This window comes from Caballeronia sp. INDeC2, from assembly GCF_023631325.1.
GTDB lineage: Bacteria > Pseudomonadota > Gammaproteobacteria > Burkholderiales > Burkholderiaceae > Caballeronia.
Genome location: NZ_JALQDG010000042.1, coordinates 266986 through 281303, shown reverse-complemented (window position 1 = coordinate 281303; position 14318 = coordinate 266986). Strand labels below are relative to the sequence as shown.

Here is a 14318-nt window from a genome sequence, read left to right as displayed (position 1 = left end):
ACCCAAAACCGGACTCACCGGAGGAGACAGACATGACACCCGACATCGGCAGCTTCGACAGGCCAACCGCCGAAGCGACGTACGCCAAAATCACGCGCAGGCTGATACCGTTCCTGTTCCTGTGCTACGTGTTCGCGTTCCTCGATCGCATCAACATCGGCATCGCGCAACTCGACATGAAGCACGACGTGGGCTTCAGCGATCTCACCTACAGCATCGGCGCGGGCATCTTCTTTCTCGGCTACGTGCTGATGGAAGTGCCCAGCAATCTGCTGCTCGCGCGCATCGGCGTCAAACGCACCTTCTCGCGCATCATGATTCTGTGGGGCTTGATCGCGGCGGGCACGGCGTTCGTCACGCTGCCTTCGCATCTCTACACCGTGCGCTTCTTTCTCGGGCTCGCGGAGGCCGGGCTGTATCCCGGCGTGATCTTCTATCTCACGCGCTGGTATCCGGTCGAGCGGCGCGCCAAGGTCATCGCCATCTTCACCTGCGCGACCGGCATCGCGGGCCTGTTCGGCGGGCCGTTGTCGGGCGCGCTGATGACGTACTTCAACGGCTACTTCGGCTTGCACGGCTGGCAGTGGATGTTCATCGTGCAAGGCTTGCCCGCGAGCGTGCTCGGCGTGGCCGCGTTCTTCTTTCTCGATGACGGCCCGCAGCAGGCGAAGTGGCTCACCGAGAACGAGAAGGCCGTCGTGCTCGCCGACATTCGCAAGAGTTCGAGCGTGTCGAGCAAGCACGCGGAGCACACCTTCGCCCGCGCGCTGAAGGATTTTCGCGTCTACGTGATGGGCTTCGTGTGGTTCACGCAGATCGCGGGCGTGTTCGCGATCGGCTTCTGGCTGCCGACGCTCATCAAGAGCGCAGGCGTGTCGAGCGCGTTGCAGATCGGCTGCTATTCGGCGATTCCGTATTTCGTGAGCTGGGTCGCGCTCATCATGCTCAACCGTCATTCGGATCGCACGATGGAACGGCGCTGGCATTGCGCCGTCGCGATGGTGTTCGGCGCAGCCGGCCTCGTCGTCGCGGCCTTCACGACGGGCAATCTGGCGCTGTCGCTTGCGGCGTTGTCGGTGGCGACGGCGGGCATCCTCGCGCCCAATCCGCTGATCTGGGCGATCTCGACCGATTACATTCGCGGCAGCGGCGCGGCGGGCGGCGTCGCGGTGATCAATTGCGTGGGGCTGCTCGGCGGTTTCGTGAGCCCGATGATCATCGGCTCGATCAAGACGATGACCAACAGCATGGTCGGCGGTCTCGGCGCGATCGCGCTCCTGATGGTGCTCGGCGCCATCGCGGCGGTGGTGCTCGCACCGAAGACATCGGCCGCAGTGGCCGGCGTCGGCCACACGGACGAAGGCAACGATGCAGTCGCGGACGCGACGATCTGATGGGAGCAGACATGATCGAAAGAGATGTGCAGATACGGGAAGTCGGCTTGCGCGATGGCCTGCAGATGGTGCGCACGATACTCACGAGCGAGCAGAAGCTCGAATGGTGCGCGCGTCTGGTCGATGCAGGCGTGACCGATATCGAAGTGACCTCGTTCGTGCCGCCGAAAGTCGTGCCGCAATTCGCGGACGCGGTCGAGGTTGCGGCGGGCGCGCTCGCTATCGAGGGGCTTCATGCCGCGGCGCTGGTGCCGAACCTGAAGGGCGCGCAACGCGCATTCGACGTGGGATTGAGCAAGGTGCATTACGTGCTGTCCGCGAGCAACGAGCACAACCTGAAGAACGTGCGGCGCAGTACGGCGGAGTCGGTGGAGGACTTCGTGCGCATCGCGGCGGCGCGCGACGAACTGGGCCGCGACGTGATGCTCGGCGCGGGCGTGGCGACCGCGTTCGGCTGCACGATCGCGGGCGAGGTCGACGAAAGCATCGTGCTCGGGCTCGTCGAATCGCTGATGGAAGCCGGCGCGCAGGAGATCACCATTGCCGATACGGTCGGCTACGCGAATCCCGCGCAAGTGCGTGCGCTCATGAAACGGGTCCTGGCGCTTACGGGGCCGTTGCCCGTGGCCTGCCATTTCCACGATACGCGTGGTCTCGGCCTCGCCAATGTGACGGCCGCGCTCGATGCCGGCGTGCGTGCGTTCGATGCATCGCTCGGCGGCCTCGGCGGCTGTCCGTTCGCGCCCAACGCGACGGGCAACATCAATACCGAGGACACGGTGTTCATGCTCGAAGCGCAAGGGCTGCGCACGGGCATCGATATCGACCGGCTGCTGGCGATTCGCGAGACGATCGCCGGATGGCTGCCCGGCGAGCCGTTCACGGGCGCGATCGCTCGCGCGGGATTGCCAAGGACTTTCGTACATCGGGAGGCGATCGCGGCGTGAGCCGCTTGCCGGGCTAGGGCTGGGACGCTGCTGCGAGCCGTTCGAGCAGATCGGCGAGCAGGGTGGGCGCGAGCACCATCGCGTCGTGGCCTGTGTCGATGCTCTCCCAGCCCCAGCCCGGGTGTTGCGACCGGACACGCTCGCGCACGGGCGCAAGCGTGTCGTACGAAGGATTCGCGCAATGCACGTAGGTGCAAGGCAGCCTGTTGCCGAGCGGATGTTCGAGCACGAGCGGCGTGGTGTACGTCGCGAGCGGATGCGGCGTGAGCCGCCGACGCACCCAGTCCGCACGCGGATGATCGTCCGGTATGCCGGTGCCCTTCAACCCGTTGACGGGCATCCCGAGCGACTGGCCGCTCGCCCGCACCGATGCCATGCGCTCGTCGACGACGCTCGCGGGCAGGATATCGAACGCGCATTGGCCGTTCTCTACGAGCAGGCTGTCGAGAAAGACGAGCTTGCGCAGCGCGTGGGGAATGCGATCGGCGACGCCCGATGCAACGAGACCGCCATAGCTGTGGCCGACCAATACGACATCGTTCAATTCTTCCGCTTCGATGACATTGACGATATCGGCGATATTCACATCCAGCGACGTGACCGATGCAAGCAGATGGTGGCGTTCACCGAGCCCGGTCATCGTCGGCGCCACGACGCGATGGCCGCGCGCGATCAATTCCTCGGCGACGGATCGCCAGACCCAGCCGCCGTGCCATGCGCCGTGGATGAGGACGAAGTTGTTCTTCCGTGTGCTGCCTTTCAAGTCGGTCTCCTGATGAATTCATACGAGAAAGAACGAATGACACATGCCCGATGAATCGTCGCAGAGATAAAGCCGCTACGCAACCGCTGATTCTGGTTATCACCGATATAACCCGCGCGTCTCACCTGATCTGTACTTTTCATTATCTTCGCGCATCGATTCTTCTTAGACTGGCGAAGCATGTTGGGGATGGAGCAGAAGTGCGTCGATCACGTTAGCCCACGCCGTAAAACATGGAGACAGCGAGTGAACGAGTCCGTTCTAAATTCCGATCCGGCGTCAGCCGATGCGCTTCAATCCGGCTCCACTCCAAGCGCGCATGAGCGAGCGCTCTACTTGCGAGTCACGCTGCGCATCGTGCCCTTGCTCTTCGTGTGTTACGTCGTCGCGTTCCTGGATCGCATCAATGTCGGCTTCGCAAAGCTTCAGATGCAGGACGCGCTCGGCTTCAGCGATAGCGTGTATGGTCTGGGCGCGGGCATCTTCTTTCTCTCGTACTGCTTGCTGGAAGTGCCGAGCGCGATGCTGCTGAGGCGCATGGGCGCGAAAAGAACCATCGCGCGCATCATGATCTGCTGGGGAATCGTCGGGGCATGCTCGGCGTTCGTGACGAACGTCACGCAGTTTTATATCGTGCGTTTGCTGCTCGGCGTATTCGAGGCGGGCTTCTTCCCCGGCGTGATTTTCTACCTGAGCTCGTGGTTTCCGGAAAGAAGGCGCGGCGTGATCATCGCGTGCTTCATGGTGGGCTTTCCGGTCGCGGGTCTCGTCGGCGGCCCGGTCTCCGGATGGGCGATGACGAGTCTTGCTCATGTCGCCAATCTCGCCGGATGGCAATGGCTTTATATCGTCGAGGCGTTGCCGGCGGTCGTGCTCGGTCTGGTCACGTTATTCCTGCTGGACGATAACATCGACAAGGCGAAGTGGCTCACCGAAGCGGAGAAGAACGTGCTTCGTCAGGGCTTCGAAGTGGAGATGGAGCGCAAGCGCCGGGCCGGGCACAACGGTCATGCGAAGCTCGCCGAGGCGCTTTCGGATCCCAAGGTCTATATGCTTGCGTTCATCGATTTCGCCTTTGTCTGCGGAACCTATTCGGTGACGTTCTGGCTTCCGACCGTCATGAAAGACTCGGGCATTACGAATCTCTCTTTGCTCGGATGGCTTGCCGTCATACCATACGGCATGGGCGCGATTGGCATGGTCGCGATCAGCCGAAGCTCGGATCGAATGCTCGAGCGGCGTTGGCATGCGGCTATCGCGGGTATCGTCGGCGCTGTCGCCTTGTTGCTCGTATCGCATCCGACGAACTCTCCCGCCCTGACCGTCACGCTGCTGACGATCGCGTGCGTGGGTATCTTCGCGACGAACGTGCTTATCTGGTCGCTGGCGGCGGATTACCTGAACGGGTCGCCGGCGGCAGCGACGAGCATCGCTTTCGTCAACTGCATCGGCTTGCTGAGCGGCTTTTGCAGTCCCTTCGTCATCGGATGGCTCAAGACCGCGACGGGAACGCTCGTCAGCGGCCTTTACGTGATGACGGCCATACTCGTGTCGGGCATTCTCGTCATGCTGCTCGGCTTCAGACGTCATACGGAAGCGCGGCGTTGATCCGCACCTCGACAGGAACCGGTCAAGACATATGCATAACATTGCCATTCTCGATGATTTCCAGAACACCGCGCTCCGATTCGGAGACTGGAACAGCTTGTGCGAACACGCCGACATCACCGTCTTCACGAACACGATCAGTGACGAGAACGAGTTGGTCGAACGTCTGCGTCCTTACGACATTCTTTGCGTGATGCGCGAGCGCACCTGGTTCACTCGAAGTGTCCTGTCGAAGCTGCCGAATCTGAAGTTGCTGGCGAGCACGGGGCCGTGGAACGCGGCCATCGATATCGAAGCAGCGCATGCACTGGGCATCACGGTATGCGGGACCGCGTCATCGCCGACGGCCGCGGCGGAACTCGCCTGGGCGCTCATTCTCGCCGCGACGCGGCACATCCCGAGCGAAGTCGCATCGTTCAGGAAGGGAGGCTGGCAAGTGTCGGTCGGCGGTGACTTGCATGGCAAAACCATCGGCCTTCTGGGTCTGGGTTACACCGGCGGCGCGACCGCGCGAGTCGCGCAGGCGTTCGGCATGCGCACGATCGCATGGAGCCAGAACATGACGCCGGAGTCGGCCGCGAAGTTCGGCGCATGTTATGTCTCCAAGGAAGAATTGCTCGCCACGAGCGACATTCTTTCGATTCACGTACGGCTTTCAGACCGCACACGCAATCTCATCGACGCGAAAGAGCTCGCGATGATGCAGCCGCACGCGCTGCTGGTCAACACGGCGCGCGGACCGATCGTCAATGAAAAGGCGCTGATCGATGCGCTGCGCGAAGAACGGATAGCGGCCGCCGCGCTCGATGTTTTCGATCAGGAGCCGTTGCCCGCAGATCATCCATTCCGATCGATGGACAATGTGATCGCGACATCGCACATCGGCTATGTCACCGACGAGTCTTATCGCATCTATTACGGCGAGTCGGTCGAAAACATTCGAGCGTGGATCGCGGGTGCGCCTGTCCGCGTGCTGACGCCCGCGAAACGCGAAATCAGTTACATCACTCAAGGCGCATAGCGAAGAGCGTTCCCCATTCCAATAGCGGCGACGTATCCACATCGAGCATGCGGAGCGCTTTCCACACGACCGTCGCGACCGTGTCGTAAGCGGGAATGCCCGTATCGCGCTCGAACGATTGCGCGAGATGCGCCGCATGCAGATTCGTGCAGAACGTCGTCACTGCATCGGGACGGGCGAAGGCGGCTTCGCGCATCATGTCGGTGAGAAGCGTGTCGGGCACTTCGGCGAAGCTGAAATTCTCCCTCAGTCCCAGATGCCGTTCCGCCACGCACTCGATCCCGATGTTCTCGTAGTTGCGGATGATGCGCGTCTGCACGTCGTCGATATAGGGCGACACGAGAGCAAGCCGGCGCACGCCCGTCTTTACGAGAATCTCGTTCAACGCCAGCACCGATGTCGTTGCGGGAATGCCGGTCGCTTCAGTCAACTGTCGGCATAGCGCCTCGTCGCGCTCGAAGCCCAGCCAGCCCGCCGACGTGCCGCTCCAGCCGATTACATCGACGCGCGCATCGGCGAGTTGCTTCGCGGCGTCGAGAATGCGATTGACGTCGAACTGGCCGAGCGCCTGATTCGTCAGGCTGATCTCCGTCACGGTGAAGCGCGCGAAGTGCGCGCTTACGTGGGGCAGCGCGCTTAGCATCGCGCAGGTGATTGGTTCGAGTGCCGTGTTGGAGGAGGGCGTCAGAATGCCGATCCTCGATCGGTTCGTTTGCATGGTTACGCCTCTCTGGTGTGTGTTAGGGACGTTTGTTTAGGGCCATGAAGAATCGCCTAACGTGCTTTAGTCCGCCAGCAAGACTTTCACCCCCTCAGCGGCCTCACGACGCAAAGCATCGAGATCAAGGCCCGGAATCACGCCCTCATCGACGACCACACGCCCGTTCACGATGTTGTAGCGCACGCTCGCGGGCTCTCCCGCCGTCACCGGCGCCACCGCGAGATCGTGAAAGCCGTAGAAGCGCGGATCGTCGATGTCGTACAGCACGAGATCCGCGGCCTTGCCGACTTGGATCGAGCCGACCGCATCGAGGCCGAGCACGCCCGCGCCGCCCGCGCTGCCCCAATGAATGGTCTCTTCGACGGTTGTCGCCGACGCGCCCTGCGCCGCGCGATGCACGAGCCACGCGAAATGCGCCTCGTTGATCATGCTGCCCGATTCGTTCGACGCGACGCCATCCACCGCGAGCGACATCGGCACGCCCGCCGCGGCCATCGCCGGCGCGGGCGCGATGCCGCTGCCGAGTCGCGCGTTGCTGACAGGGCAGTGCGAGCAGCCGCTACCCGTTTCGGCGAGCATGGCGATTTCGCTCGCTTCGAGATGCACGAGATGCGCGAACCATACATCGGGCCCGAGCCATTCATGATCGGCGACGAACTCGACCGGCAGCTTGTCGAAGCGCTCGCGGCAAAAATCGACATAGCGCCGCGTCTCCGACAGGTGCGTATGCATGCGCAGACCCATGCCGCGCGCCGCACGCGCGATTTCGGGCAGCAGCGCGGGCGGCAGCGAGAAGGTCGGTGTCGTCGGTGCGACGACGACGCGGCGCATCGATGCCGCGTGCGCATCGTGATAGCGTGCCTTCAGACGTTCGATATCGGCGAGCATCTGATCGAGCGTCTCGGGTTTGAGCGCGACCTTCGAGAAGCCCGGATGATCGCCCGCCGCCTGTAACGCACCGCCGCGGCATAGCACGAAGCGCAGGCCGAACGACGCCGCTTCGTCGAAGAGCAGATCGCCGGTCTCGGTAGTGCCATCCGCGTGATAAAGATAGTGATGATCCGCGCACGTCGTCACACCCGACAAGAGCAGCTCGGCCATGCCGAGGCGTGCGGCGACGCGCGCGAGGTCCGGCGTGAAGCGCGCGAGTCGCGGATACGGCACGGCCGCGAGCCATTCCTGCAAGTCCGCGTTGATGCCGGAAGGCACCGCCTTGAGCAGATTCTGGAACAGATGATGATGCGTGTTCACCCAGCCGGGATAGACGATGCACGCGCTCGCATCGATGACGCGCTCATCGTCGCGTGCTTCGAGATTCGGGGCGATAGTCTCGATGATGCCGTTGCGAATACGAATGTCGACCTGGCCGAGACGCGCGTCATCGCCGCGCAAGCCGCTCATCACCGCGACGGGATTCCTGATCAGCAGCGCTTCGTTTTTCATGTTCATGAAGAGTTGTCCTGTCATCACGTTTTACTCGCGCACCATGCTGTGCGCGGGCACGTCGTCTTCTTCGTGCGCGCCGTTGAGCACGGCGTTCAGTACGACCGATACGAGGCATGCGAGCACGACGCCGCTGTGCACGAAGGGCTGCGTCCACTCCGGCATCTGCTTGAAGACTTGCGGGGCCATCACGGGAATGAGCGCGGTCGCGATCGTGAAGCCGACGATCAGCACGTTGTAGCGATTGCGCTCGAAGTCCACTTTGGAGAGCGTCTGCACGCCCGCCGCGACCACGACGCCGAACATCGCGACACCCGCGCCCCCGAGCGCAGCCGCGGGCGTCGCGGCCACGACCGCGCCGATCTTCGGCACCAGCGCGACGACGCACATGAGCACGCCGCTCACCGCGACGACCCATCGGCTGCGCACGCCGGTCAGAATGACGAGGCCGACGTTCTCCATGAACGCGATGAACGGAAACGCGGCGAACATGCCGGCGATCGCGCTCGCGAGACCGTTCGCGCGCATGCCGCGCACGGCGTCTTCCTCGCTGATGTTCTTGTCGACGATATCGCCGATCGCGACGAAGAGCCCCATCGACTCGACCATCTGCACGACCATGACGACGATCATGGTCAGCACGGGCACCACGGAGAACACGGGCATGCCGAAGTGAAACGGCAGCGGCATCGTGAACCAGGGCGCGCTGGCGACGCTGCCGAAGTCGCCCATGCCGAGCGCGCACGCCAGCACGCTGCCCGCGACGAGACCGATCAACACCGACAGGTTGCGCAGGAACGCATTGGCGAAGCGGTTGACGGCGAGAATGACCAGCGCGACGAAGAGCGCGACGCACAGGAAGGGCAGCGCGCCGAAGTGCTGACGCGCGTTCTCGCCGCCGCCCGCCCATTGATACGCGACGGGAAAGAGTTGCAGTCCGATCACGGTGACGATGCAGCCGGTCACGACAGGCGGAAAGAAGCGCCGCAGACGTCCGACGAGCGGCGCGGCGAACATCGTGAACACGCCCGCGCCGATCACCGCGCCGCACACGCCCGCGAAGCCGACGCCCGGACTCATGCCGATCGCGATGACCGGCCCCACGCTGCTGAACGCGACACCTTGCAGAATCGGCAGGCGCACGCCGAACTTCCAGATGCCGACGGTCTGCAGCACCGTCGAGATGCCCGAGCAGAAGAGCGCCGTGCTGATGAGCACGGTGGTGTCGGCGGGCGACATCTTCAATGCGGATGCGACGATCAACGGCACGGCAATCGCGCCGATATAAGCGACGAGCATGTGCTGCAGGCCGAGCGTGATCATCTGCCGCTTGGGCAGGACGCGATCGACGGGGTGTTGGTCGGGGTTCATCACGTGTCTCCTGATTATCGTTGTCGGCGGGGGTGTTCGTTACGCCGCGATCGGAACGGCAAGGCAGGCATGGAAGCGTTCGGTCAACGCGGCGCGGTCGAGCTCGCGCCCGATGAACACGATGCGGCTCGAACGCGGCTCGCAGCCCCAGGCCTGCGCCGCACGCAGTTCGATGATGTCGTGCACGCCTTGCAGCACGTATCGATACGGCTGTCCTTTCACCGCGAAGATGCCCTTCATGCGGAAGAGGTTCGTCGCGTCCGATGCGCGCATTTCGGCGAGCCATGTCTGAAGCGCGTCGAGATCGATATCCGCATCGACTTCGATGCCGACAGACGTCACGCTTTCATCGTGATGGTGATCGTCGTGATCTTCATGGTGATGGTCGTGGTCGTGGCGATCGTGCGCGTCGTCCGCTTCGACGAGTTGCTGCGCGAACTCGTTCGCGCCCACGCCGAGAATCCTGCGCAGATCGATCCGTGCATAGCTCGACTCGACGATCTCAGCCGTCGCGTTGAGTCCGCGAAGCCGCTCTTTCAACGACGCGATATCCTGCGGCGTCACGAGATCCACCTTGTTGACGACGATGCGATCCGCGCACACGATCTGATCGACGGCCTGATTGTCCCGGCCATCGAGCACGAGATCGTCGAGATGCGCGGCGATGTGCTTCGCATCGACCATTGTCACGACGGCGTCGAGCGTCACGCGTTGCGCGATCGGATCGCCGATGAAAAAGGTCTGCGCGACCGGATACGGATCGGCAAGCCCGCTCGTCTCGACGATGATGTGATCGAGCCGCTCGGGCCGCTCCACGAGCATTCTCACGATGCGCACGAGGTCCTCGCGCACCGCGCCGACGCAGCATACACAGCCATTGGTCATTTCATAGATTTCTTCGGTCGATTCGAGCACGAGTCCGCCATCGATGCCGACTTCGCCGAACTCGTTCTCGATCACCGCGATCTTGTGGCCGTGCTTCTCGCGCAGGATGTAGTTGAGCAGCGTCGTTTTGCCAGCGCCGAGAAAGCCCGTCAGCACCGTGACGGGAATCTTGTCGAACGTGTTGTGCGTGGTGTGGATATGAGTCATCGCTTGTCTCCTTTGAGTCAGTCAGGCTTCGTGTTGCTTCCAGCGCCGAACCACATTGCAATCCAGACCGAACAGATCGAGCACGCGGCCGAGCGTGTGGTCGATCATCTGGTCGAGTGAAGCGGGGCGCGCATAGAACGCGGGCACCGGCGGCGCGACGATCCCGCCCATCTCGGTGACGGCGATCATGTTGCGCAGATGCGCCAGCGTGTACGGCGTTTCGCGTGCCAGCAGCACGAGCGGGCGGCGCTCCTTGAGCGTGACGTCGGCGGCGCGCGAGATGAGGCTCGATGAAATGCCGCTTGCGATCTCCGCGAGCGTCTTCATCGAACAGGGCGCGACGATCATGCCCAGCGTGCGGAACGATCCGCTGGAAATGGCGGCGGCCATGTCGTCGCATCGATACGTGACGCTTGCGAGCGCGCTGACATCGGCGAGCTTGTAGTCGGTCTCGTGCGCCATCGTCAGGAGCGCGCTGCGCGAGATGGTCAGATGCGTTTCGATATCGAGTTCGCGCAGCAATTCGAGCAGGCGCACGCCGTACGCGAAACCCGACGCGCCGCTGATGCCCACCGCGATGCGTCGCGTGCTCATCGCGCGGCTCCTTGCAAGATGTCCGTTGCGCGCCGCATGGCGTCTTCGCCGATGCGCGCGCGTATGCCGTCGAAACGCGAGCCGCGCGTCGCGTCGATACCCATGCGCGACGTGGTGCCGTCCACGGACGAAGAAGGATCGAGCGGACTGCCCGGCAAGCCGCCGACGATGAATACGTCCTCGTGCGGCTGCGCATGCGCGGCCATCGCCCAGAGCACCTGCGAGTCGTCCGTGATGTCGATGTCGCTATCGACGGCGACGACATGCTTGAGATACGGATCCCAGCCGAGCAGCGCGAGCATGATCTGACGCGCTTCGCCATCGCGTGTCTGATTCAGCGCGACGTAACAGTGGAAGTGCGTGCCCGAGTTCGGGTAGTGCAGCGCCGTGACCGAAGGAAAACGCGCCTTCAGCTTCTCGCTCATTTCGGCCTCGCGCGGCAGGCGGGCGAGCGTGAGATGCTCGGCATACGGACCGCCGACGACATCGATGAGCCACGCATCGCGACGGCGCATCATCGTGTCGACGTGCAGTACGTTGTTGGTCGAACGATCCGATGAATAGCCCGTGAACTCGCCGAACGGACCTTCTTCGGCGCGCGCATCGGGATCGATCGCGCCTTCCAGCACGAACTCCGCGGCTGCGGGCACGCCGATGCCGTGACGCGGCGTGCGCACGAGCTCCAGCGGCGCACCGAAGAGTCCACCGGCAATGGCGCGCTCATCGAAGCCGAATGGCACACGCGAGGCCGCCGCGAGCATGAACAACGGATGCGCGCCGACGACCATCGCGACCTTCAGCGTGTCGCCGCGCGCCTTCGCCGTTTGCAGCATGCGCCACAGGTGGCCGCGCGAATGCAGGCTCGTCGCGAGCGCGTTCTTCGCATGCAGCATCGAACGGTGATAGCTGAGATTGGCGATGCCAGTCACCGGGTCTTCCGCGACGATCACCGCGTTGGTGATGTACGGGCCGCGATCGGTGGCGAAGTGGCGGATCATCGGCAGGCGCGTGAGATCGACTGCATCGCCTTCGATCACTTCATCGAGCACGGGGCCGCTCGCGACATGCACCGGCGCGATCGGTGCGTTCGCGCACAGCTGATATGCGTCGAAGAGACCCGGCGCATCGACGTCGAACAAGCGGGCGATACGCTCGCGCGAGGCGAAGAAGTTCGTCGCCAAAGGCGTGCCGATGCCATCGACGTTCTCGCACACGATCATCGGATGCTGTCCGCGCGATGCGAGCGCCGCGACGATCGCGGTGACGTCCTGATCGGCGGACAGGCGCTGCGTAAGCGTCAGCACATCGTCCGGATACTGCTCGCGATACGCGTGCGCAAAGCAATGAAAGTCCTGCGTGGCGCGAAAGATGTTATCGGCCATCGTGAGCTCCGTCGAAAGGAAGAAGGGGCGCGTGAACAACCGCGCCCGCGTGATGTCAGGCTGTCTGCGCGGCTTCGTCGCTCTTCACATACGTGGCCTTCAATCGCTTCTCCGCCTCGGCAAGATCCTTCGGTGGCTTCGTCGGTTCGATGCCGACCAGCCGCGCGATGTTGTTGCCCATATAGTCTTCCAGGCCGTCCTCGTCGAGATCCATGCCCTGCGGTGCGGGACCGCACAACATCTCCAGCTCGCGCAGCCACATGCCCGGCTCGTTCGGCGGCGAATCGGTGCCGAACACGATCTTGTTGCGCGGCAATTCGCGCGCAAACTCGACGATGCGCGACTGATAGCACCAGCCCGACTCGCAATAGACGTTGGGCGTATCCATCGCCATCCAGAAGGCTTCGAACGAGTAATTGCCGCCGGTTTGAATCCCGAAGTGACCGATGATGAAATTCACCATAGGGAATTCGCGGATGATGGGATAGAACTGCGTCGGAATCGTGTACGGGCCGTCGCCGGTATGGATCAGCACGACGACGCCTAGCTCGGCGCACTTCTTCATCGCCGGACGCAGCCAGTCGAGCGCGCGATCCGGCCGATAGCCGTGCATGTTCGCGTGCAGCTTGAGCATCTTGAAGCCGTATTCCTTCACATGAAACTCGAGCTCCGCCGCGCCGTTCTCCGGACCCCAGCGCGGGTTGTACGTGAAGTTGCCGATGAAGCGGTCCGGATACTTTTGCGTAAGCTCGGCGATATACGACATGTAATCGCGGATGCCTTCACGACCGCGCCGGTTGCCGTCGCGATACCCGGTGTTGCCGGGCGGCGGCTGAATGAAGCCCATGTCGATGCGTCGCGGCTTGCCGTTGATGATGTACGGGCCGTCCATCATCTTCAGCAGACGCTCGCCGGTGAAAGGCTCGCCCGTATGCCGCCAGGCTTCGTCGACGAGATTGGTCGGATGCAGATGGGTATCGATGATCATCAGCGCGCTCCTGCGTAGTCTGCTTCTTTGTATTGGTCGAGATAGGCCCGGGCTTCTTCCACGGTCCTAGGCGGCGCGCTCGGTTCGATGCCGAGCATGCGCGCGAGGTTGTTGCCGAGATAGTCCTCGAGCGTGTCTTCGTCGAGATTGAGGCCCTGCGGCGGCTCGTGGCAGAGCACTTCGAGCAGGCGCAGCCACATGCCCGGCTCGTTGGGCGGCGTGTCCGAGCCGTAGAGGATCTTGTGCGTGGGCAATACCTTCGCGAACTCGACGATGCGCGATTGCAGACACCAGCTCGATTCGCAATAGACGTTCGGCGTATCGAGCGCCATCTGATACGGCTCGAAGCAATACACGCCACCGGTCTGCACGCCGAAGTGCGCCATGATGAACGGCACCGACGGAAACTCGCGGATCAGCGGATACCACTCGCTCGGAATGCTGTACGGACCGTCGCCGGTATGCAGCTTCACGATGAGCCCGAGGTCCGCGCATTTGCGCAACGCGGGGCGCAGCCAGTCGAGCGCGCGGTCCGGGCGATACGCATGCATGTTCGCCTGCAACTGCACCATCCTGAAGCCGTGTTCCTTCGCATAGAACTCGATCGCGTCGGCGCCGTTCTGCGGGCCGCAGCGCGGGTTATAGACGAAGCAGCCGAGCAGGCGTTCGGGATACGTCTGCGTCATCTCGACGGTGTACGCCATATAGTCGTCGATCGACTCGCGGCCGCTCTTCACGCCGTCGGTCCACGTATAGATGGTGTTGCCTTGCGGCGGTTGAATAAAGGCTTTGTCGATACGGCGCGGCTTGCCGTTGATGATGTACGGTCCGTCCATCACTTCGATCAGGCGCTCGCCTGAGAAGGGATCGCCGTCGTGCCGCCAGGCGAGGTCGACGAGATTGGTCGGATAACAGCTCGTGTCGATGATCATGGTCTCGATCTCCTTGAGGGGAACTGGCTTGTCCAGTTGCCGGATCGCGGGCAGGCGCGTCG

At 63.1% G+C, this 14318-nt stretch carries 13 protein-coding genes; 4 read left to right on the top strand and 9 right to left on the bottom strand.

The genetic code is table 11. The features are described from left to right. Window positions 1-32 precede the first annotated feature (32 nt). Together NCS28_RS28490 and NCS28_RS28485 are read left to right on the top strand one after the other, a co-directional pair. Window positions 33-1394 (top strand): MFS transporter, encoded by a 1362-nt coding sequence (locus tag NCS28_RS28490; protein ID WP_250517122.1) that lies wholly within the window; start codon window positions 33-35, stop codon window positions 1392-1394. Window positions 1395-1405: 11 nt separating this feature from the next. After that, window positions 1406-2341 (top strand): hydroxymethylglutaryl-CoA lyase, encoded by a 936-nt coding sequence (locus NCS28_RS28485; protein ID WP_250517121.1) that lies wholly within the window; start codon window positions 1406-1408, stop codon window positions 2339-2341. Window positions 2342-2354: 13 nt separating this feature from the next. On the opposite strand, the gene NCS28_RS28480 is transcribed toward NCS28_RS28485, so the two are convergent. Beyond that, window positions 2355-3104: an alpha/beta fold hydrolase gene (locus NCS28_RS28480; RefSeq protein ID WP_250517120.1), complete on the bottom strand. Its 750-nt coding sequence runs from the start codon at window positions 3102-3104 to the stop codon at window positions 2355-2357. A gap of 246 nt (window positions 3105-3350) precedes the next feature. On the opposite strand from NCS28_RS28480, the gene NCS28_RS28475 reads away from it, so the two are divergent. Next, entirely contained in the window at window positions 3351-4712 is a 1362-nt protein-coding gene (locus NCS28_RS28475) for an MFS transporter (protein ID WP_250517119.1), read from the top strand. A 31-nt stretch (window positions 4713-4743) separates the two neighbouring features. Beyond that, complete coding sequence (locus tag NCS28_RS28470; protein WP_250517118.1) at window positions 4744-5733, top strand: D-2-hydroxyacid dehydrogenase family protein; 990 nt, start codon at window positions 4744-4746, stop codon at window positions 5731-5733. Here the strand turns inward: NCS28_RS28470 and NCS28_RS28465 are convergent. From NCS28_RS28465 to NCS28_RS28430, 8 genes are all read right to left on the bottom strand, one after another. Continuing rightward, window positions 5717-6451: a maleate cis-trans isomerase family protein gene (locus NCS28_RS28465; protein ID WP_250517117.1), complete on the bottom strand. Its 735-nt coding sequence runs from the start codon at window positions 6449-6451 to the stop codon at window positions 5717-5719. The two genes, NCS28_RS28470 and NCS28_RS28465, sit on opposite strands and share 17 nt — an antisense overlap. Window positions 6452-6517: 66 nt before the next feature. Beyond that, on the bottom strand, window positions 6518-7897 hold the full coding sequence (locus NCS28_RS28460) for an isoxanthopterin deaminase (RefSeq protein ID WP_502801250.1): 1380 nt from the start codon (window positions 7895-7897) through the stop codon (window positions 6518-6520). A gap of 30 nt (window positions 7898-7927) precedes the next feature. Then, window positions 7928-9268, bottom strand: coding sequence for a nucleobase:cation symporter-2 family protein (locus NCS28_RS28455; RefSeq protein ID WP_250517115.1), 1341 nt, complete (start codon window positions 9266-9268; stop codon window positions 7928-7930). Window positions 9269-9307: 39 nt separating this feature from the next. Beyond that, window positions 9308-10360: a CobW family GTP-binding protein gene (locus tag NCS28_RS28450; RefSeq protein ID WP_250517114.1), complete on the bottom strand. Its 1053-nt coding sequence runs from the start codon at window positions 10358-10360 to the stop codon at window positions 9308-9310. Between the two features lie 21 nt (window positions 10361-10381). Next, window positions 10382-10954: a UbiX family flavin prenyltransferase gene (locus NCS28_RS28445; protein WP_250517113.1), complete on the bottom strand. Its 573-nt coding sequence runs from the start codon at window positions 10952-10954 to the stop codon at window positions 10382-10384. After that, window positions 10951-12336 (bottom strand): UbiD family decarboxylase, encoded by a 1386-nt coding sequence (locus NCS28_RS28440; RefSeq protein WP_250517112.1) that lies wholly within the window; start codon window positions 12334-12336, stop codon window positions 10951-10953. The genes NCS28_RS28445 and NCS28_RS28440 overlap by 4 nt, the downstream gene beginning before the upstream one ends. A gap of 55 nt (window positions 12337-12391) precedes the next feature. After that, complete coding sequence (locus NCS28_RS28435) at window positions 12392-13324, bottom strand: amidohydrolase family protein (RefSeq protein ID WP_250517111.1); 933 nt, start codon at window positions 13322-13324, stop codon at window positions 12392-12394. Continuing rightward, window positions 13324-14256 (bottom strand): amidohydrolase family protein, encoded by a 933-nt coding sequence (locus NCS28_RS28430; RefSeq protein WP_250517244.1) that lies wholly within the window; start codon window positions 14254-14256, stop codon window positions 13324-13326. Before NCS28_RS28430 ends, NCS28_RS28435 begins: the two co-directional genes overlap by 1 nt. Window positions 14257-14318 lie beyond the last annotated feature (62 nt).

Coding starts and splice junctions, on each gene's coding strand:
- NCS28_RS28485 (WP_250517121.1), top strand. CDS start 1,406: ATGATCGAAAGAGATGTGCAGATACGGGAAGTCGGCTTGCGCGATGGC.
- NCS28_RS28450 (WP_250517114.1), bottom strand. CDS start 10,360: ATGACTCATATCCACACCACGCACAACACGTTCGACAAGATTCCCGTC.
- NCS28_RS28435 (WP_250517111.1), bottom strand. CDS start 13,324: ATGATCATCGATACCCATCTGCATCCGACCAATCTCGTCGACGAAGCC.
- NCS28_RS28445 (WP_250517113.1), bottom strand. CDS start 10,954: ATGAGCACGCGACGCATCGCGGTGGGCATCAGCGGCGCGTCGGGTTTC.
- NCS28_RS28470 (WP_250517118.1), top strand. CDS start 4,744: ATGCATAACATTGCCATTCTCGATGATTTCCAGAACACCGCGCTCCGA.
- NCS28_RS28455 (WP_250517115.1), bottom strand. CDS start 9,268: ATGAACCCCGACCAACACCCCGTCGATCGCGTCCTGCCCAAGCGGCAG.
- NCS28_RS28490 (WP_250517122.1), top strand. CDS start 33: ATGACACCCGACATCGGCAGCTTCGACAGGCCAACCGCCGAAGCGACG.
- NCS28_RS28440 (WP_250517112.1), bottom strand. CDS start 12,336: ATGGCCGATAACATCTTTCGCGCCACGCAGGACTTTCATTGCTTTGCG.
- NCS28_RS28465 (WP_250517117.1), bottom strand. CDS start 6,451: ATGCAAACGAACCGATCGAGGATCGGCATTCTGACGCCCTCCTCCAAC.
- NCS28_RS28460 (WP_502801250.1), bottom strand. CDS start 7,897: ATGAAAAACGAAGCGCTGCTGATCAGGAATCCCGTCGCGGTGATGAGC.
- NCS28_RS28430 (WP_250517244.1), bottom strand. CDS start 14,256: ATGATCATCGACACGAGCTGTTATCCGACCAATCTCGTCGACCTCGCC.